Source organism: Lentzea guizhouensis, from assembly GCF_001701025.1.
GTDB lineage: Bacteria > Actinomycetota > Actinomycetes > Mycobacteriales > Pseudonocardiaceae > Lentzea > Lentzea guizhouensis.
The window spans coordinates 9048306-9065259 of record NZ_CP016793.1 but is presented as its reverse complement, the minus strand read 5'-3'; the positions used below and the strand labels follow the sequence as shown (position 1 = coordinate 9065259).

Genomic DNA, 16954 nt, shown 5'->3' with positions numbered 1-16954 from the left:
CCGTTCGAGCGGGCACGGGTGCACCTCGCCCTGGGCGCGTGGTTGCGGCGGCACCGGCGGCCCTCGGAGTCCCGCGTCGTCCTGCAGGCCGCGCGAGGTCTTCGACGCGCTCGGCGCGTCGGCCTGGCGGAGCGGGCACGCCAGGAGCTGCGCGCGGCGGGTGCGTCCTCGCCCCGCCAGGACCCGGCCGCCGTCGACCGGCTCACGTCCACGGAGCTGCACGTCGCCCAGCTCGCCGCGCAGGGGCTGACCAACCGGGAGATCGGCGAGCGGCTGTACGTCTCGCCCAGGACGGTGAGCACCCACCTGCAGCGGATGTTCCCGAAGCTGGGCGTGACGTCGCGCGGCGAGCTCGCCGCGGTGCTGGGCGGTACGACGGTTACGTACGTCGAAGACGTCGTCTGACGGACGCGATCGGACCTGCTCGTTTCCTAGGTTCGTGCCATGCCCGGTCCGCACACGGCGGACGGGCGGGAAGGCACCATGGGAACCATCACCGTCGGCACCGAGGGCTCGACCGACATCGAGCTGTACTACGAGGACCACGGTTCCGGCCAGCCGGTCGTCCTGATCCACGGCTACCCGCTGGACGGCCAGTCGTGGGAGAAGCAGACCGACGCGCTGGTCAAGGCCGGCTACCGGGTCATCACCTACGACCGCCGGGGTTTCGGCCGGTCGAGCAAGACCATGACCGGCTACGACTACGACACGTTCGCCGGCGACCTGGACGAGGTCCTGACCCGGCTCGACCTGCGTGACGTCGTCCTCGTCGGCTTCTCGATGGGCTCGGGTGAGGTCGCTCGCTACCTCGGCACCCACGGCTCGCAGCGGGTGGCGAAGGCGGCGTTCCTCGGCGCGCTCCAGCCGTTCCTGCTGCAGACGGAGGACAACCCCGCCGGCGTGCCGCAGTCGGTGTTCGACGGCATCGCCGAACAGGCCGAGGCCGACCGCTACGCCTGGTACGAAAGCTTCTTCGTCGACTTCTTCAACACCGACGAGACGCTCGGCTCCCGCCTCAGCGAGGCCGCGCTCCGGGCGAACTGGGCCACGGCCATCGCCTCGGCACCGGTGGCGGCGTACGCGTGCGTCCCGGCGTGGCTGACGGACTTCCGGGCCGACGTGGAGCGCATCGACGTGCCGTCGCTGATCCTGCACGGCACCGCCGACCGCATCCTGCCGATCGACGCCACCGCCCGCGAGTTCCGCCGCCGCCTGCCCGACGCGCGCTACGTCGAGATCGACGGCGCTCCGCACGGCTTGCTGCTCACCCACGCGGCCGAGGTCAACGCCGCCCTGCTCGCCTTCCTCACAGACTGAGAACCGGACATGCACACGCTCACCCACCGCACCACCGCTCTGCTGGCCGTGTTCGTCGTCGCCGCGGGCCTCACTTTTTTCGGCATCTCGAACGCGGTGGCCGCCCACCCGGCGGCCGGGCAGAAACCCACCATCGTCCTCGTCCACGGTGCCTTCGCCGACGGGGCGAGCTGGAACCCCGTCATCGAGCGCCTGCAGCGTCGGGGTTTCACCGCTGTCGCCGTGGCCAACCCCCTGCGCGGAGTCGGCTCCGACGCCGAGGCCCTCGACGCGCGTCTCGCCGCCATCGACGGCCCCGTGGTGCTCGTCGGCCACTCCTACGGCGGTGCCGTCATCACCAACGTCAAAGCACGGTCCCCGAAGGTGAAGGCGCTGGTGTACGTCGCCGCCTTCGCCCCCGCCCAGGGGGAAGCCGCGGCACAGCTCGCCGCGAAGTACCCCGGCAGCACACTGGGGGAGACGCTGGCACCGGTCCCGCTGTCCGACGGCTCGAAGGACCTGTACATCAAGCCCTCGCTCTTCCGGCAGCAGTTCGCAGCCGACGTGCCGGCGCGCCAGGCCGCCCTCATGGCCAGCACCCAGCGCCCCATCCGCGACGCCGCCCTGAACGAGGCGTCCGGCGCACCCGCCTGGGCCAGCACCCCCTCGTGGTTCCTGCTGGCCGGCGCCGACAAGAACATCCCCCTGCGGGCACAGGAGTTCATGGCCGACCGGGCCGGCTCACGCGCCACCGTGACCGTCGAGGGGGCCTCGCACGCCGTGGCGGTCTCACGCCCGAAGGCGGTCGCGGAACTCATCCTCCGCGCTGCGGGCTGACGCCACCCCTGGCCCCGCGAGCCGCCGGCCGCGGGGCCAGGCGGTGGTCCAGCCGCAGTGTCGCTTCCGCTCGTCGTCATCCCCACGACGACGCCGTTCCCGCAAAGGAAAGTCATGCGCTTCAGGCTGTCAATCGTGCTGTCGCGGATCATCGAGGCCACGCTCGCCCTGCTCGGCATCCCGATCTTCTTGGCGGAGGTGAACGACACCAGGTGGATCGCGTTGTGGGACCTCATCGCCATCGTCTACCTCGCGATCCGCGTCATCCGCCTCGGTCGCGGCAAGCGGGCGGGCGACGACCAGGGCGCGTGGGTCAAGAGCGCGCTGGGCCGCCGCAGCGGCACCCTGTTCACCCTGTTCACCAGTCTCGTCGGGATCACGTCCGGCCTGACCATCGTGCTCATCGAGGAAGGCACCCAAGCCGCGGCGCTGGCCAAGGCCCTCGGTGTGCTCGCCGTGCTGCTGGCATGGGCGATCCTGCACTTCGGCTACGCCGACCGCTACGCGCAGGCCTACTACAGCGCCCTGCCCGAGAAGCTGTTGGTGTTCCCCGGCACCGAGCACCCCACGTACATCGACTTCGCGTACTTCTCGTTCACCGTCGGCACCACCTTCGCGGTCTCCGACGTCGAGTCACGCACCTCCGGAATCCGGCTGCGGATCCTCGCGCACGGCGTGCTCTCCTTCATCTACAACACCGCGATGCTCGGCATCGCGATCGGCGTGATCAGCGGCTGATCACGCCGATGCCTTCGTGACTCGAAGCGGGCTGAAAACGTTGTCGTTCAGCGCTCCCCGCCAGCCCGCGGGCCGGTCGGTCTGTTCGGCGTGGGCGCGGAGCACGTGGACGAACAGGATCCGGGCGAGGTGGTCCAGCACCAGGGACCGGCCGACAGCGTTGGTCTCGACCTCGTTGCTCAGCAGGTCCGTGACGTGTGCGAGCAGTGTGCTCCGCGGGTCGGTGGCTTTGACGTGCCGTTCGTGGCGGTTTCCCGCAGCGGTCACCTTCCCGCAGGAGTACGGGCTGTCGTCCGTCGAGCGCCAGCCGGCATTCGCCACGCACGACGCCGCGGATCTTCACGTGCGGGAACGCGTCGAACCGCACCGCCCACGCTCCGGCGGCGCGGAGACCGGGGTCGACGACGGTGTCCGGGCGCAGCAAACCGATCGCCGCGGCGATGGGATCTGCGGAGCCGAGCAACGTGGTCCGCAGTTGAACGCCTGACCCGCACCCGCCGGCTGTCGACCTGCGTGAGGCGGAGGAGGTGGAGCGCCGCTGGGGCCACGCGAAACTGGACATCGAGGCGAACTGATATGTAATATCCAATATATTAGTTCCCTTGACCGTCCGGCGACGTCGGCGGCAGACCGAAGGACAGGCCCATGACCAGCGTCGATCAGGAGATCAAGAACGTCGTGCTGGTGCACGGCGCGTTCGCCGACGGTTCGGGGTGGCGAGGTGTGTACGACCGGCTGACCGCTCAGGGCTACCGGGTCACGATCGTGCAGAACCCGCTGACCTCGCTGGAGGACGATGTCGCGGCGACCACGCGTGTGCTCGACCTGCAGGACGGGCCGGCGGTTCTCGTCGGGCACTCGTGGGGCGGCACGGTCATCACGGAAGCGGGAGTGCACCCGAAGGTCGCCGGGCTGGTCTACGTGTCGGCGCTGGCGCCGGACGCGGGCGAGACGACCGCACAGCAGTACGACGGGTTCGCTCCGACACCCGAGTTCGTCATCGACGTCGGGGAGGACGGGTACGGCTTCCTCAACCACGACGGGTTCAAGGCCGGTTTCGCGGCGGACGCCAGTGACGCCGACGCCGCGTTCCTCCGCGACACCCAGGTGCCCGTCAACATGTCGGTCTTCGCGACGCCGGTGCAGAACGCGGCCTGGCGCGACAAGCCGAGCTGGGCCGTCATCGCGACCGATGACAAGGCGTTCGACCAGGCGATGCTTCAGCACATGGCCAAGCGCATCGGGGCGGAGATCACCAACGTCCCGGCCAGCCACGCCGTCTACGTGACGCAGGCCGACGCGGTCGCCGACGTCATCGTCACCGCCGCGCAGAAGGCCGGCACCAGCTGACGCACGCCTGTCCGGGCCGGTTCGTGCGCTGCGCCTGCTGCGCGACGTCGTGCTCGACCAGCCACCCGTCGAGCAGCGTGCGCTGAGGTCCCGGTAGCCGGTTGGTGGTCGACGGGCGGGATGAGCGCGTGGCAGCGGGCAGGGAGTGGCGAGCAGCAACCGGCCTGACCGTCGTTCAACCGAAGCGGGCCAGGTCGAGTGCGATGTCGGTGAGCATGTCCTCCTGGCCGCCGACCAGCCCGCGTTTCCCGGCTTCCACGAGCAGTTCGCGAACCTCCACGCCGGTGCGTTCCGCGGCGGTTTCGGCGTGGCGCAGGAACGAGCCGTAGACGCCCGCATAGCCCAGGGTCAGCGTTTCGCGGTCGACCCGGACCGGGCGGTCCTGCAACGGGCGCACCAGGTCCTCGGCCGCGTCCTGGAGTGCGAACAGGTCGGCGCCGTGCTCCCAGCCGTGCAACGTGGCGACCGCGACGAACGGCTCGATCGGGCAGTTCCCGGCCCCCGCGCCGAGTCCGGCGAGCGAGGCGTCAACGCGTACGGCGCCTTCTTCCACGGCGACGAGAGAGTTGGCGACCGCGAGAGAGAGGTTCTCGTGGGCGTGGATGCCGATCGTGGTGCTTGAGTCGAGCACGTCCCGGTACGCGCGCACGCGGTCTCGTACGTCGTGGGGCAGCAGACGTCCGCCGGAGTCCGTTACGTACACACAGTGCGCGCCATAGGACTCCATCAGTTTTGCTTGTGCGGCGAGTTCTTGTGGCGGTGCGAGGTGGCTCATCATCAAGAAACCGGACACGTCCATGTCGAGGTCGCGTGCGGCGGCGATGTGTTGGGCGGCGATGTCGGCCTCAGTGCAGTGGGTGGCTACACGAACCGATGTCACGCCGAGGGCGTGTGCGCGGAGGAGGTCAGCCACGGTTCCGATACCGGGCAACAACAACGTGGTGAGCCGTGCGCGCGTGATCGCACTCGCGGCGGCCTCGATCCAGTCCCAGTCGGTGTGGCTGCCGGGGCCGTAGACCAGGGAGCTGCCGCCGAGGCCGTCGCCGTGAGCGACCTCGACCGCGTCGACGCCGGCCGCGTCCAGAGCGCCCGCGATCCGGGCCACGTGGGCGGGGTCGATGCGGTGCCGCAGTGCGTGCATGCCGTCGCGGAGGCTGACGTCCTGCAGGTAGAGCCTCATGCGGCGACCTCCTGGGCGAGGTGGGCGGCGAGCGCTTCGCCGACGCGCAGGGCGGCGCTGGTCATGATGTCGAGGTTGCCGGCGTAGGCGGGCAGGTGGTGGGCGGCGCCCTCGACCTCCAGGAACACCGAGACCTGGTGGGTGACCGGGGCGGTGGTGAGGATCTGGTCGGGGGCCGGGGTGATCTGCACCTGCTGTTTGAGGCGGTAGCCGGGGACGTAGGCGGCGACCTGGTCGACCATGGCGGCGACCGAGGTGCGGATGGCGTCGTGGGAGGCGTGGTCCGGCGCGTCGACGAGGGCGAGGACGGTGTCGCGCATGATCAACGGGGGCTCTGCCGGGTTCAGGACGATGATCGCCTTGCCGGTGCCCGCGCCGCCGACCGCGGCGATGGCGTGCGAGGTGGTCTCGGTGAACTCGTCGATGTTGGCGCGGGTGCCGGGGCCCGCCGAGCGGGAGGCGATCGAGGCGACGATCTCGGCGTACGGGACCGGGGCCACGGCGGCGAGCGCGGCGACGATCGGGATGGTGGCCTGGCCGCCGCAGGTGACCATGTTGACGTTCGGTGCGTCGAGGTGGTCGGTGAGGTTCACGGCGGGTACGACCATGGGGCCGATGGCGGCCGGGGTGAGGTCGACGAGGCGTTTGCCGCGGGCGGTGAGCACCTCGGCGTTGGCGATGTGGGCGCGGGCGGAGGTGGCGTCGAAGACGATCGCGATGTCGTCGAAGCCGGGCAGGTCGACGAGGCCCCGAACACCGTCGGCCGTGGTCGGGACGCCCATCCGGCGGGCGCGGGCCAGGCCGTCCGAGGAGGGGTCGATGCCGGCCATGGCGACCATCTCCAGCGTGTCGGAGTGGCGGAGGACCTTGATCATGAGGTCGGTGCCGATGTTGCCGGAGCCGATCACGGCGACCTTCGTGCGGGTCATGCCGGCTCTCCCGCGAACGAGGCGCTGACCGTGCCGAGCCCGGTGATCGTGGCCTCGACGCGGTCGCCCGCCTGAACCGGCACGACCGGGCCGAGAGCGCCGCTGAGCACGACGTCACCGGTGGCGAGCGGGGTGCCCAGTTCGAGCGCGGTGGTGGCGAGCCAGGCCAGTGCGGCCAGCGGGTCGCCCAGGCTGGCCGCGCCGGTGCCGGTGGAGACGACCTCGCCGTTGAGGCTCATCGTCATCTCGACCTCGCGCGGGACGACCGCGTCGAGGGGGAAGTCCTGGGCGGCGAGCACGAACAGGCCCGCGGAGGCGTTGTCGGCCACGGTGTCGGCGAAGGTGATGTCCCAGTTCGCGATCCGGCTGTCGACGATCTCCAGCGATGCGACCACCCGGTCCACGGCCGCGGCCACCGTCGCCACGTCGAACGGCCCCTGGGCGAGGTCCGCGCCGAGCACGAACGCCACCTCGGCCTCGACCCGCGGCTGCAGCAAGCGCCCGATCGGCAACGCCGCGCCGTCCTGGTAGCGCATGTCGTCGAGCAGCACGCCGAAGTCGGGCTGGTCCACGCCCAGCTGCTGCCGCACGACCGGTGAGGTGAGCCCGATCTTGCGGCCCACGACCCGCGCGCCCGCCGCGGTCCTGGCCGCGATGCCCTGCTGCTGCACGGCGTAGGCGGCCGCGCCGTCGTTGCCGATCAGGTCGCGGACCGGCGGGCACGGCACCCCGCTGTGCGCCGCCGCGGCCAGCCGGGAGGCGGCCTGGTCGAGGGGAGTGGTTCTGGTGGTCATGCCGCCCATCCTGGACACAGCGGCTCGCGAGGCGTCAGTCAAAAGTTCCGGTCAGTGGAACTCGCGTGCGACGATGGGTGGCATGGCGGAGCTGAACACCGTCCTCGGCAAGATCATGGCGGTCCTCAACGCGTACGGAGTGGACGACGACGAGCTCGGGTTCGCCGAGCTGCAGCGCCGCACCGGCCTGCCCAAAGCCACCCTGCACCGCCTGCTCGGCGACCTGACCGAGGTCCGCCTGCTCGACCAGGCCAGCCGCGGCTACCGGCTCGGCGGCCACCTGTTCCAGCTCGGCCTGCGCGCCGCCGCCGAACGCGGCCTGGTCGAGGTCGCCATCCCGTACCTCGAGGACCTCTACGAACGCACGCATGAGACCGTCCACCTGGGACTGCGCGAGGGTCACGAGGTCGTCTACGCGGCCAAGCTCGGCGGCCACCGCCAGGCGTCCTCGCCGTCACGCCTGGGTGGCCGGTTGCCGTTGCACGCCACCGCGATCGGCAAGGCACTGCTGGCTTTGGCGCCTTCCGACGTCCAGGCGGCGGTGCTGGCGGCGCCGTTGACCCGCCGCGCGCCGCGCACGGTCGTGGCTCCCGGCATCCTGCGCCGGCAGCTGGAGGCGATCGCGGAAACCGGTGTGGCGTACGAGTTCGAGGAGTCGCAGGTGGGGCTGGCGTGCGTGGCGAGCCCGGTGCTGGACGGCGACCAGGTGGTGGCGGCGGTGAGCGTCGCCGGTCCGGCGGAACGGTTCGACCCGCGGGCGCACGCGGCGTCGGTGCACGCGGCGGCCAGTGGGATCGCTCTCACGTTGGCGCGCAGGGCGAGACTCGTCGAGCGGTGAGTCAGCCGCAGAGGCGTTCGACCAGTACCTGCCAGCTGCTGCTCAGGTTGTCCATCAACGCGACGGGCGCCGGCGCGTTCTCCCTGTTCTGCAGGTAGAGCAGCACCGGCCCTTCCAATGCCGCGACGAGCTGCAACGCCAGGGTCCCGCTGCCCGCGTGCTCGGGACGCGCCTCGTTCAGCAGCATCTGCACGTGGAACAGCGAGGGGCTTTCCTTGGCGGGCACGGGCCGGCCGGGGTCGAGCGAGGCGCGGGCGATCGCGGTGTGCTCCATCAGGAACTCCAGCCGGGCCCGTCCGAACGCGACCAGCCGGTCGACCGCGGGCGCGCCGGGCCCCAGCGGCGGTGGACCGCCGATCACCCGGTCCTGGAAGCGCTTCTCCTCCTCGTCCAGCAACGCGACGAAGATCCCGGCACGGGTGTGGAACCGGCGGAACACGGTGCCCTTGCCGAGACCGGCGCGTTCGGCAAGGGCGTCCATCGTGACGTTCTCGGCGCCCAGTTCCGCCACCATCTGTCGGGCGACCTCGATCAGGTGGGCACGGTTGCGCGCGGCGTCGGCCCGCTCCTCACGCGGCGGGCCCAGCGGCAGCGCACCTGGTTCCACGGCCCGAACGCTACCGGGATCAGGACGTCTGCTGCGCGGCGAGCTGACGTGCACGCAGCGGGGCGAGCGCCGTGCTCCAGTCGACGAGCTCGTCGATGAGCGTGCCGAGCGTGGTCACCTGGTTGTCCGACGGCTTGAACGCGGTGTAGCCCTCGAAGTCGTGGAACAGCGACAGCGACACGCTGGTGCGCACGTCCGCGAGCTTCAGCTCACCCGCCACCAGCCGCAGGTGCTCCACCGCCCGCGCCCCGCCGACCGAACCGTAGGAGACGAACCCGACGGCCTTGTTGTTCCACTCGGCGAACAGGTAGTCGATGGCGTTCTTGAGCACGCCGGACGTCGAGTGGTTGTACTCCGGCGTCACCATGATGAACCCGTCGAAGCGCGCGATCGTCGCCGACCACGCCTTGGTGTGCTCGTGCTGGTACTGCTGCATCATCGGCGGCATCGGCTCGTCGAGGTGGGGCAGCGGGAAGTCCTTGAGGTCGATCAGCTCGAACGTGGCGTCGTCGCGCTGTTCGGCGTTCTGCAGGACCCAGCGGGCGACCTGCTCGCCGTTCCGGCCGGGGCGGGTGCTGCCGATGATGATCCCGATGTGCGTCATGGTCGTGTCCTTCGTCGCGGGTAACCGGACTTCACCCCGGTTCACTAAGTGGACTGTACCCCGGTTAGGTCGGGGTGGTGGAACGGGGTGGTGCCGGGCCGGATGCCGGTGCGGAAGGGCGACTTCGCTGACGGCTCACTGGCAGGCCATGGTGGCCAAGATGCGGACGTTGTAGCGCAAACCGGCGTTGCGCGCCGACGTGCGCCGGCGCCTCACTCGGGCAGGACGGAGACCCCCGCGCGGGTCACGATCTCCTGCAGAGCGGCCACGTGCTGTTCGAAGGCGGCGCGGCCCACCGACGTGAGCTGGGCCGAGGTGCGCGGGCGGTTGCCGACGAAGGCCTTCTTGAGCTCCACGTAACCCGCCTCCTCCAGCGTGGTGAGCTGCTTGGACAGCGCCGAGTCGGACAGGCCCACGCTGTCGCGGATGAAGGTGAACGCCGCCCACTCGGTGGCCGCGAGCAGCGCGACGATCGACAGCCTGGTCGGCGCGTGGATGAGGTCGTCGAACCGTGGCTTGATCATGCCCTGCTCGCTCCGTGGGTGCGCATCGTCCGTCGGACGTACTTCATCAGCATCGGTCCGCCGATGACCATGATGACGCCGGCGAGCGCGGTCGCGATGATCGAGGCGTACGGCACGTCGGCGGCTTCGAGGGCGAAGGCCGTCGGGAGCGTCACCGCGGCGATTCCCAGGATGAAGCCGGCGACGGCCAGTGCGCCCCGCAGGCCGAGCAGGGTGTTGCGCACCTGGGCGTGTCGCAGGGTCTTGATCGCGAGTGACCCGGCCACGCCGGAGATGCCCAGCACGAACAGGGTGACGCCGGTGCCGATCACGACCGGTTCGCCCGACTCCACGGCGGCGGTCAGGCCGACGTTCAGTGCTGCGACGGCCCACCAGAACCAGTTCGGCACCAGGGTCTTCTCGATGACCTGCTCGGTTCTGCGGCTGATCTCGTCCAGGGCGCGGGCGGCGTCGTCCGCGCTGACGTTCTCGTGCATGGGCCTTCCTCCTGCTCAAGTACTTTCCTGGGAGGAAAGTATCACTTGCTTTCCAGGTTGGAAAGTAGTTGAGGAGAAGGCAAGGCGGGCGGGTGCGTCACGGTTGTGAGCGCTTCCTACGATTGCGCGGCTCAACGTGTGTTGAGCACGGCGCCCAGCGTCGTTCTCGGGGAGGTGCCGTGCAGTCGAGTCGTGCGGAGCTCGGTGGTCCGTCGCTGCGGCGGTGGTCGCTGCTGATCTCGGTGGCACTGGTCGTCGTCCTGCTCGGGGCGACGGTCGCGGTGCTGCTGGCCATCGGCGACCTGTCGCGTGCCCGCTCGCGGTTGCTGGACGTCGTCGGGCCCGCGGTGGTGAGCTCGCAGCAGCTCGGCGCCGACGTGGTCGACCAGGAGAACGGCGTCCGCGGTTACGTGCTCAGCGGCAGTGAGAGCTTCCTCGAGCCCTACCTGAACGGCATGGACCGGCAGTCGTCGGCACGCGCGACCATCGCCGCGACGAACGACCCGACCGTGCTGAAGGAGTTGGGAGCGTTGGACGTGGCGCTCGCGGACTGGCGGGAGGACTACGCCGACCCGACGATCACCGCGGTCAGGGCCGGCACCACGCCGCCGGTCGAGGCGTTCGGCAAGCAGCGGTTCGACGCGGTGCGCACGGCGTTGACGACGGTGCAGGAAGAGCTGGCCGGGCAACGGGTCGAGGGCCGGGCCGCCCTCAACGACGCGTCCACCCGGATGGCGGTGACCTGCATCGTCGCGCTGGGCGTCCTGCTCGTGGCCGTGCTCGGTTGTGTTGTGGCACTGCGGCTTTTCGTCGTGGCGCCGTTGAGCCGGCTGCGCCGGCACGTCGGTGAGGTGGCCGGTGGGGACTTCGCGCACGAGGTGACGGCGACGGGGCCGGAGGAGCTGCGCGAGCTGGGGCGCGGTGTGGACGTCATGCGCACGCGGATCGTCGACGAGCTGGGGGAGGCACGGGAGCGCAACGCCGCGCTGGACGCCGCCACGGCCGAGCTGCGCCGGTCCAACGCCGAGCTGGAGCAGTTCGCCTACGTCGCCTCGCACGACCTGCAGGAGCCGCTGCGCAAGGTCGCGAGCTTCTGCCAGCTGCTGGAGAAGCGCTACCACGACCAGCTCGACGAGCGCGGGGTCCAGTACCTCGACTTCGCGGTCGACGGCGCGAAACGCATGCAGCTGCTCATCAACGACCTGCTCGCGTTCAGCCGCCGTCGGCAGGCACCGCGACCAGCACGTGGTCGTCCCGGCCGCCGACCTGGTCGCCGAGGCGAGGCGCGCCGCAACCTGGCCGTCGCGCTGGAGTCCGCGGACGCGACGGTCGAGGTCGGCGACCTGCCGGAGGTCAGGGGAGAGCACCGGCTGCTGGTCGGCGTGTTCCAGAACCTGATCGGCAACGCGGTCAAGTTCCACGGCGACGAGCCGCCGCACGTGCGCGTCGACGCCGAACCCGGCGAGGACGACATGTGGGTGTTCTCGGTCAGCGACAACGGCATCGGGATCAACGAGCAGTACGCCGAGCGGATCTTCGTGATCTTCCAGCGCCTGCACGCCAAGGACCGCTACCCCGGCACCGGCATCGGGCTCTCGATGTGTCGCAAGATCATCGAGTACCACGGCGGCCGGATCTGGCTCGACACCGGGACCACGACCGGCGCCACGATCCGCTTCACGCTGCCGCGGGTCGACGCCGACGTGGTCACGGGTGATCAGGTTAGGCGCGCGAACGGGCGGGTAGCCGGTGACGTCATGGTCCGAACGGAGGAGAGCGATGAGCGACACGACCACGGTCGACCGGCTGCGCACGGCACTGGGTGACGTGACCTACCCCGTCGACAAGGCGCGGCTGGTCGACCACGCCTCGCGCAACAACGCCGACGAGGACACGGTGCACGCGCTGCACTCCATCCCGGAGCGCCAGTACGAGTCGTTCGACGACGTGCTCGGGGTGGCCGCGATCGACCAGAGCCGCGAGGCCTGACGGGTCAGCCGCGCCATCCGGTGACGGTCACCTCGTCGCCGACCGCGATCTCACCGGGCGTGAGCACCGCCGCCTTGAGCCCGAAGCTGACCCCGTCGGGTTCCCGGCGGTAGTCCGCCAGCGTCCGCAGCGGTTCCGGGCCGACGCGCACGCCCGTCGCCTGGTCGACCAGGGTGACCGCGCACCGGATGGCCAGCTCGCCGAACCCGATCTCGGCACCACCGACCGTCATCCGGTCCACCCGGTCCTCGGTGTGGGGCCCGTCCCAGCCGCTGATCACGATGTTGGGCCGGAAGCGCTCCATCGGAACGGGATTCGCCCCGCGCGCCGCGATCCGCGCGTTCAGACCCTCCAACGAGGACAGCGAGAGCACGAGCAACGCGGTCGTGTCCTCGTGGCGGCTCGCCCGGTCCGGCTCGCGCACCAGGCGGACCGGCTTGCCCACGACGCCGGACAACCACTCGGCCGCCTCGTCGCCCTGGTCGATCCCGGCTCCCGGCCACTTCTCCACGTCGACCGGCCGCGGCTCGCCGTCCACCGCCACATTCAGCACCAGCTCACCCGCGCCCGGCGCGCTCAGCTCCAGCTTCGTGTCCGCGTGCAGCCGGCCGCTGACCACGGCCAGCCGCGGCAGCTCGCCCTGCCAGGCCGTCGACCCGTCCGGCTTGACCACCGCGAACAGCCGGTCGTGCGGCAGTCCGGTCGCCGTGAGCTCCGCTCGTTCGACAACAACCCCGGCACATCCCTTGATCGGGTACGACGTCAGCGCGTGAACCGTTGCCATGCGGCCAAAGTACCCGCGGGCGCCGGCGGTCCGGCGGGTTCAGCGAGCGGCGACCAGCGCCGCGACCAGGCTGCGCACCGCCTCGCCGGGCCGTGTGGTCGGCGTGCGGCTCGACGGCCGCGGCGATCTTGCCCCGCATGGCGCCGGTCACCGCACCACCGCCCGCGTCGCCGCGGGCGAGGCTCTCCAGCTGGTACCAGGAGACGAAGCGCTCCACGTCGGGGTTGGCGGCGGTCGCGTCGTAGAGCCGCACGGCGTAGCCGGGCAGGTCGTCGGCGGTGAGCGGGACCTGGTCGACGGTGCGGGCGGTCATGTCGTCGAGCACCGCGTCGAACAGGGCTTCCTTGTTGCCGAAGTGGGGGTAGACGAGTCCGGCGCTGCACTGCGCGCGCTCGGCGATCCGGTCGATGCGCGCTCCGGCGAGGCCGCGCCCGGCGAACTCGGTCAGCGGGGCGTCGAGCAGCTGGCGCTTCTTGGCTTCGGGATCCCGGACTCTGCGGCGTGGTGCACGTGAGCAAGGCCGTCACGCCGACCCTGCGCGGCCAGGGTTCCGGCACGTCTTCCAGGTCTCCTCGCTCGGCGGCCGGATCACCACCCCAGGCCTGACCGCCTACCAGAGCGCCAAGTGGGCCGTGGGCGGGTTCTCCCTCGGGCTGGCCCAGGAGGTCGCGCCGTTCGGCGTCAAGGTCACCGTCCTGGAACCCGGCGGCATGCGCACCGACTGGGCGGGCCCGGCGATGACCGTGCCGCGCTGGCCGAGTCCGACGCCACGTGGCGTTCCGTGTCCGCGTCCGCCTGGGCCTGACCGCGCTCAGCGGGTCGTCGTGGTCAGCGGCGTGGTCAACGGTCCGCTGTTCGGCGTGGTGCGCACATCGCTGTTCGTCGCCGGCGGAGTGTCCAGCGGCGGTGGTTCAGGCAGGAAGACCAGTGCCAGCACCAGGACTCCCACGGTGGCCACCGCGCTGCCCGCCACGGCGATCGTCCGGCGCCGCGACTGGCCGGCCCGGCTGCGCCTGATGACGTCGGCGGCGGAGCCCATCGGCGGGGTCTCCTGCGACCGCAGCGCCGTGAAGATCGCTCTCAGCTCGTCCTCGTGCACCGTCAGACCCCCAGCCTGGAGTGGCCGAACCCCGGTCCGAGCCGGCGCCGCAACGCCGCGAGTCCCTTGCTGCTCTGCGACTTGACCGTGCCGGTCGTACAGCCGAGCGCGGCGGCGACGTCCTCGACGCTCATGTCGTTCCAGTACCGCAGCACGAGCACCGCGCGCTGCCGTGCGGGCAGGGTGGCGAGTGCTTCCCACACCACCAGGCCGTCCTCGGTGCCGGGCGCGTCGAACAGCTCCTCCGGTGGTGCGTCGGTCAGCTCCTCGCGCCGCCAGCGCAGCCGTCGGCGTTCGGCGAGGAACGTGCGGACGACGACCTGCCGCAGGTACGCCTCGATCCCGGTGCGGTCGGCCAGCTTCGGCCCGGCCTGGTAGAGCTTCATGAACGCCGACTGCATCACGTCCTCCGCCTCGTGCCAGTTGCCGCACAGGAGGTAGGCCGTGAACCGCATGGACTCGGCGGATCTGTCGAAGAGTTCGGTGAACTCGGTTTCCCAGTTCAGGACCGGCCCCTAACCGCTGGGCCTGGACGAGGGCGTGCGCTGCCAGGTCATGTCGTCCGTGCGCACCACCGTCGGGCGTTGCTCGGGAGGGCGTTCGACGCCGGTGAGCGTGAGCGCCGGAACCGCTATGGCCAGCAGGGCGAGCAGGAACACCGCCACCGCGACCACCTGCCCCGTGCGCACCGCGACCCTCCCAAATGGTCAGTGGCGTCCGTGTGGATGCCCTCACCCTTATCCATGCGATGGGAGGCCGGTTTGGTTGCCCCGAGGCTCGGATTCGTCCGGAGATGGGCGAATCTGAGCCTCGCGGTGCTCAGCAGTGGTCGAACGCGTAGTCCGGGTCGTTCGGGCCGACGAGGTAGCGGTCGCGCAACGTCGTGGTGGCCGGGGTGTCGGGGTCGTCGCACACGTCCTCGAACGTGCCGCGCAGGTCGTCGGTGTACTCGACGTCCATCACGTGCGCGCCGTACACGTCGCTGTAGGACGAGCACTCCTCCCAGCGGTGGCACTCCTCGGACACCGCGAAGTCGAAGCCGACCTCCGAACGCCCGCGCTCTGCCTGCTCGGCCGAGTTCTTCTGACCGATCGCGAGGTTGCGGCTGTGGGAGCGGTCCGCGAGCAGCTTCGCGTAGGCGAGGTTGTTGTTCACGCTCAGCTTGCCGCGCGCACGCAGGTACGAGTCGAGGTTGTCGACCTCGACGGCCTTGAAGCCCTTGCTCGCACACGTGTCGATCGTGCGGCCGATGATCGAGGCGAGCTCGGTGCGCTTGGCGGAGGTCGAGGTGTCGAGCAGGAACTCGTCCGGCCAGTTCGGGTCGATGATCGGCTTGCCGGAGGAGTCCTTGAGGATCAGGTGGCCGCGCTGGTTCAGCCAGACGTCGCGGTCGGCCGGTTGCGTCTGGAAGCCGTTGACGTAGCAGATCGAGTACAGCCCGGCCGCGGGGGAGGCCGTGCTGTCGCGGGTCACCAGGTTCACCCCGGCGGGCGGGGCGTAGGCGGCGCCGAGCTGGTAGTCGAGGACCGCGTTCACCGGCGGCAGCTGCACCGCCGCGGCGGTCACGTCGTCCGCCTGGCTGGTCGAGGTCAACGGGCCGGCGACGCAGGCCGCCAGTGCGGCGGCAGCGAGCACGGTCCCGGCGAGGGCGCGTGCAGGGAAGGTCATGTGCGTCCCTTGATCGCTCAGAGTGGTGATCGGATGTGAGCGACTGTAGCGAGTGGGGCCATCTGAGGCCAGAAACCAAGCATGTTCGGTCAGAATGCTTGCTTGTTTGAGCGATTCCGGCTTAGTGTCCCCGACTGCGAGCCGCATCGACCACATGAGGGAGTCGACATGGCACACGGCAGAGGGCTGAGTCGCCGCACAGTGCTCAGGTCGAGGCGGTGTTCAACGGCGGCAACGACAACGCGCTGCAGAAGACGCTGGCGTCGTTCGCGTCGCGGTCGGTGGCCGCAGCGGGCATCAAGTGACCGGTCGACCGGAGGAATCCGCCATGCACACCAGTTCCGCAGCGCAGTCGCACACCACCACCGAGATCGAGTCCCAGCCGGCCTGCTGGCGCCGGGCGATCGCCCTGGCCGCTGATCCCCAGGTCGCGGCGGCCTTGCCCGCCCGCGGGGAACGGGTCGCCGTGGTCGGGTGCGGCACGTCGTGGTTCATGGCCCAGGCCTACGCCCGGTTGCGGGAGGACGAGGGCCAGGGCGAGACCGACGCGTTCGCCGCGTCGGAGTTCCCGTTCTCGCGTTCCTACGACCGCGTGGTGGCGCTGACGCGGTCCGGCACGACCACCGAGGTCATCGACGTGCTGCGGCGGCTGGAGGTGCCCTCGACCGCCGTCGTCGGCACACCGGGCACGCCCGTGACCGAGCTCGCGGACCACGTGGTGGCGCTGCCGTTCGCCGACGAGCGTTCGGTGGTGCAGACGAGGTTCGCCACGACCGCGCTCATGTTGCTGCGGGCGCACCTCGGGGAGCACCTCGACCGCGCGGTGCTCGACGCGGAGCAGGCACTGGCCGAGCCGGTGCCCGCCGAGCTGGTGGAGTCGAACCAGTTCACGTTCCTCGGTGGCGCGCCCTGGACGACCGGGCTCGCGGCCGAGGCGGCGCTGAAGATGCGCGAGGCGTCGCTGAGCTGGGCCGAGTCCTACCCGGCCGCCGAGTACCGGCACGGGCCGATCGCGATCACCGACGAGGGGTCGCTGGTGTGGGCGTTCGGTGCGCCGCCCGCGGGTCTCGACGGTGAGGTCGCGGGTGTCGGTGGCCGCTGGCTGGCGCGGGACCGGGACCCGCTGGCGGAGCTCGTGGCGGTGCACCGGCTGGCGGTGGAGGTGGCGTTGCTGCGCGGGCTCGACCCGGACACGCCGCGCAACCTGACCAGGTCGGTCATCTTGAACGGCACGGCATGAG

At 70.8% G+C, this 16954-nt stretch carries 22 protein-coding genes and 2 pseudogenes; 10 read left to right on the top strand and 14 right to left on the bottom strand.

What is annotated here, in order from left to right; genetic code table 11:
• Positions 1–18: 18 nt before the first annotated feature.
• The 4 genes from BBK82_RS52125 to BBK82_RS43200 all read left to right on the top strand — a co-directional run bounded on the left by BBK82_RS52125 (position 19) and on the right by BBK82_RS43200 (position 2871).
• The gene (locus BBK82_RS52125; protein WP_170068065.1) at positions 19–405 is read left to right on the top strand and encodes a LuxR C-terminal-related transcriptional regulator; all 387 of its coding nucleotides are present in this window, start codon (positions 19–21) and stop codon (positions 403–405) included.
• Between the two features lie 39 nt (positions 406–444).
• Entirely contained in the window at positions 445–1317 is an 873-nt protein-coding gene (locus tag BBK82_RS43210) for an alpha/beta fold hydrolase (RefSeq protein WP_237047895.1), read from the top strand.
• A 9-nt stretch (positions 1318–1326) separates the two neighbouring features.
• Positions 1327–2133, top strand: coding sequence for an alpha/beta fold hydrolase (locus tag BBK82_RS43205; protein WP_065920085.1), 807 nt, complete (start codon positions 1327–1329; stop codon positions 2131–2133).
• A 114-nt stretch (positions 2134–2247) separates the two neighbouring features.
• Positions 2248–2871, top strand: coding sequence for a DUF1345 domain-containing protein (locus BBK82_RS43200; protein ID WP_065920084.1), 624 nt, complete (start codon positions 2248–2250; stop codon positions 2869–2871).
• Here BBK82_RS43200 and BBK82_RS53345 read toward each other — a convergent pair whose 3' ends face one another.
• The gene (locus BBK82_RS53345) at positions 2872–3138 is read right to left on the bottom strand and encodes a cupin domain-containing protein (RefSeq protein WP_065920083.1); all 267 of its coding nucleotides are present in this window, start codon (positions 3136–3138) and stop codon (positions 2872–2874) included.
• Between the two features lie 378 nt (positions 3139–3516).
• Between BBK82_RS53345 and BBK82_RS43190 the strand changes: the two genes are divergently transcribed.
• The gene (locus tag BBK82_RS43190; protein WP_065920082.1) at positions 3517–4221 is read left to right on the top strand and encodes an alpha/beta fold hydrolase; all 705 of its coding nucleotides are present in this window, start codon (positions 3517–3519) and stop codon (positions 4219–4221) included.
• 175 nt (positions 4222–4396) lie between these two features.
• On the opposite strand, the gene dmpG is transcribed toward BBK82_RS43190, so the two are convergent.
• From dmpG to BBK82_RS43175, 3 genes are read right to left on the bottom strand one after another with little or no spacing between them, the layout of a single operon-like run.
• Positions 4397–5401 carry a 4-hydroxy-2-oxovalerate aldolase gene (dmpG, locus tag BBK82_RS43185; protein ID WP_065920081.1) on the bottom strand — a complete coding sequence of 335 codons (1005 nt, stop codon included), beginning with the start codon at positions 5399–5401 and terminating at the stop codon, positions 4397–4399.
• Positions 5398–6330: an acetaldehyde dehydrogenase (acetylating) gene (locus tag BBK82_RS43180; RefSeq protein WP_065920080.1), complete on the bottom strand. Its 933-nt coding sequence runs from the start codon at positions 6328–6330 to the stop codon at positions 5398–5400. The genes dmpG and BBK82_RS43180 overlap by 4 nt, the downstream gene beginning before the upstream one ends.
• On the bottom strand, positions 6327–7124 hold the full coding sequence (locus tag BBK82_RS43175; protein WP_237047894.1) for a 2-keto-4-pentenoate hydratase: 798 nt from the start codon (positions 7122–7124) through the stop codon (positions 6327–6329). Before BBK82_RS43175 ends, BBK82_RS43180 begins: the two co-directional genes overlap by 4 nt.
• Positions 7125–7206: 82 nt before the next feature.
• Between BBK82_RS43175 and BBK82_RS43170 the strand changes: the two genes are divergently transcribed.
• Positions 7207–7962 (top strand): IclR family transcriptional regulator, encoded by a 756-nt coding sequence (locus tag BBK82_RS43170; protein ID WP_065921829.1) that lies wholly within the window; start codon positions 7207–7209, stop codon positions 7960–7962.
• 1 nt (position 7963) lies between these two features.
• Here BBK82_RS43170 and BBK82_RS43165 read toward each other — a convergent pair whose 3' ends face one another.
• The 4 genes from BBK82_RS43165 to BBK82_RS43150 all read right to left on the bottom strand — a co-directional run bounded on the left by BBK82_RS43165 (position 7964) and on the right by BBK82_RS43150 (position 10173).
• Complete coding sequence (locus tag BBK82_RS43165; protein ID WP_065920078.1) at positions 7964–8569, bottom strand: TetR/AcrR family transcriptional regulator; 606 nt, start codon at positions 8567–8569, stop codon at positions 7964–7966.
• 19 nt (positions 8570–8588) lie between these two features.
• The gene (locus tag BBK82_RS43160) at positions 8589–9173 is read right to left on the bottom strand and encodes an NADPH-dependent FMN reductase (protein ID WP_065920077.1); all 585 of its coding nucleotides are present in this window, start codon (positions 9171–9173) and stop codon (positions 8589–8591) included.
• Between the two features lie 212 nt (positions 9174–9385).
• The gene (locus BBK82_RS43155; RefSeq protein WP_065920076.1) at positions 9386–9697 is read right to left on the bottom strand and encodes a winged helix-turn-helix domain-containing protein; all 312 of its coding nucleotides are present in this window, start codon (positions 9695–9697) and stop codon (positions 9386–9388) included.
• A complete protein-coding gene (locus BBK82_RS43150; RefSeq protein ID WP_065920075.1) occupies positions 9694–10173 on the bottom strand; it encodes a hypothetical protein in 480 nt (159 codons plus the stop codon). The genes BBK82_RS43155 and BBK82_RS43150 overlap by 4 nt, the downstream gene beginning before the upstream one ends.
• Positions 10174–10352: 179 nt before the next feature.
• On the opposite strand from BBK82_RS43150, the gene BBK82_RS43145 reads away from it, so the two are divergent.
• Both BBK82_RS43145 and BBK82_RS43140 read left to right on the top strand, forming a co-directional pair.
• The gene (locus BBK82_RS43145; RefSeq protein WP_065920074.1) at positions 10353–11999 is read left to right on the top strand and encodes a sensor histidine kinase; all 1647 of its coding nucleotides are present in this window, start codon (positions 10353–10355) and stop codon (positions 11997–11999) included.
• Positions 11953–12162, top strand: a complete 210-nt coding sequence (locus BBK82_RS43140; protein ID WP_065920073.1) for a DUF2795 domain-containing protein — start codon at positions 11953–11955, stop codon at positions 12160–12162. Before BBK82_RS43145 ends, BBK82_RS43140 begins: the two co-directional genes overlap by 47 nt.
• A 4-nt stretch (positions 12163–12166) precedes the next feature.
• Here BBK82_RS43140 and BBK82_RS43135 read toward each other — a convergent pair whose 3' ends face one another.
• Positions 12167–12946, bottom strand: coding sequence for an MOSC domain-containing protein (locus tag BBK82_RS43135; RefSeq protein WP_065920072.1), 780 nt, complete (start codon positions 12944–12946; stop codon positions 12167–12169).
• Positions 12947–13124: 178 nt separating this feature from the next.
• Positions 13125–13355: pseudogene (locus BBK82_RS57110) on the bottom strand (TetR/AcrR family transcriptional regulator); the annotation flags it as partial.
• On the opposite strand from BBK82_RS57110, the pseudogene BBK82_RS57105 reads away from it, so the two are divergent.
• Positions 13354–13662 (top strand): annotated as a pseudogene (locus tag BBK82_RS57105) (SDR family NAD(P)-dependent oxidoreductase); the annotation flags it as partial. The pseudogenes BBK82_RS57110 and BBK82_RS57105 overlap by 2 nt on opposite strands.
• A 95-nt stretch (positions 13663–13757) precedes the next feature.
• Here BBK82_RS57105 and BBK82_RS55290 read toward each other — a convergent pair.
• The 4 genes from BBK82_RS55290 to BBK82_RS43115 all read right to left on the bottom strand — a co-directional run bounded on the left by BBK82_RS55290 (position 13758) and on the right by BBK82_RS43115 (position 15713).
• A complete protein-coding gene (locus tag BBK82_RS55290) occupies positions 13758–14045 on the bottom strand; it encodes a hypothetical protein (RefSeq protein ID WP_065920070.1) in 288 nt (95 codons plus the stop codon).
• A 2-nt stretch (positions 14046–14047) separates the two neighbouring features.
• Positions 14048–14500 carry a SigE family RNA polymerase sigma factor gene (locus BBK82_RS43120; protein WP_237047892.1) on the bottom strand — a complete coding sequence of 151 codons (453 nt, stop codon included), beginning with the start codon at positions 14498–14500 and terminating at the stop codon, positions 14048–14050.
• A 60-nt stretch (positions 14501–14560) separates the two neighbouring features.
• Positions 14561–14734, bottom strand: a complete 174-nt coding sequence (locus BBK82_RS52520; RefSeq protein ID WP_179953737.1) for a hypothetical protein — start codon at positions 14732–14734, stop codon at positions 14561–14563.
• A 130-nt stretch (positions 14735–14864) separates the two neighbouring features.
• Positions 14865–15713: an endo alpha-1,4 polygalactosaminidase gene (locus tag BBK82_RS43115; protein WP_071812800.1), complete on the bottom strand. Its 849-nt coding sequence runs from the start codon at positions 15711–15713 to the stop codon at positions 14865–14867.
• Positions 15714–16041: 328 nt separating this feature from the next.
• Here BBK82_RS43115 and BBK82_RS43110 point away from each other — a divergent pair, with 328 nt between their 5' ends.
• Complete coding sequence (locus BBK82_RS43110) at positions 16042–16953, top strand: SIS domain-containing protein (RefSeq protein WP_065920068.1); 912 nt, start codon at positions 16042–16044, stop codon at positions 16951–16953.
• Position 16954 lies beyond the last annotated feature (1 nt).

Excerpts from the sequence above, each read along its gene's own strand:
- BBK82_RS43210 (WP_237047895.1), top strand. The coding sequence starts at position 445 with ATGCCCGGTCCGCACACGGCGGACGGGCGGGAAGGCACCATGGGAACC.
- BBK82_RS43205 (WP_065920085.1), top strand. The coding sequence starts at position 1,327 with ATGCACACGCTCACCCACCGCACCACCGCTCTGCTGGCCGTGTTCGTC.
- BBK82_RS43200 (WP_065920084.1), top strand. The coding sequence starts at position 2,248 with ATGCGCTTCAGGCTGTCAATCGTGCTGTCGCGGATCATCGAGGCCACG.
- BBK82_RS43190 (WP_065920082.1), top strand. The coding sequence starts at position 3,517 with ATGACCAGCGTCGATCAGGAGATCAAGAACGTCGTGCTGGTGCACGGC.
- dmpG (WP_065920081.1), bottom strand. The coding sequence starts at position 5,401 with ATGAGGCTCTACCTGCAGGACGTCAGCCTCCGCGACGGCATGCACGCA.
- BBK82_RS43180 (WP_065920080.1), bottom strand. The coding sequence starts at position 6,330 with ATGACCCGCACGAAGGTCGCCGTGATCGGCTCCGGCAACATCGGCACC.
- BBK82_RS43175 (WP_237047894.1), bottom strand. The coding sequence starts at position 7,124 with ATGACCACCAGAACCACTCCCCTCGACCAGGCCGCCTCCCGGCTGGCC.
- BBK82_RS43170 (WP_065921829.1), top strand. The coding sequence starts at position 7,207 with ATGGCGGAGCTGAACACCGTCCTCGGCAAGATCATGGCGGTCCTCAAC.
- BBK82_RS43160 (WP_065920077.1), bottom strand. The coding sequence starts at position 9,173 with ATGACGCACATCGGGATCATCATCGGCAGCACCCGCCCCGGCCGGAAC.
- BBK82_RS43155 (WP_065920076.1), bottom strand. The coding sequence starts at position 9,697 with ATGATCAAGCCACGGTTCGACGACCTCATCCACGCGCCGACCAGGCTG.
- BBK82_RS43150 (WP_065920075.1), bottom strand. The coding sequence starts at position 10,173 with ATGCACGAGAACGTCAGCGCGGACGACGCCGCCCGCGCCCTGGACGAG.
- BBK82_RS43140 (WP_065920073.1), top strand. The coding sequence starts at position 11,953 with ATGAGCGACACGACCACGGTCGACCGGCTGCGCACGGCACTGGGTGAC.
- BBK82_RS43135 (WP_065920072.1), bottom strand. The coding sequence starts at position 12,946 with ATGGCAACGGTTCACGCGCTGACGTCGTACCCGATCAAGGGATGTGCC.
- BBK82_RS43120 (WP_237047892.1), bottom strand. The coding sequence starts at position 14,500 with ATGCGGTTCACGGCCTACCTCCTGTGCGGCAACTGGCACGAGGCGGAG.
- BBK82_RS43115 (WP_071812800.1), bottom strand. The coding sequence starts at position 15,713 with ATGACCTTCCCTGCACGCGCCCTCGCCGGGACCGTGCTCGCTGCCGCC.
- BBK82_RS43110 (WP_065920068.1), top strand. The coding sequence starts at position 16,042 with ATGCACACCAGTTCCGCAGCGCAGTCGCACACCACCACCGAGATCGAG.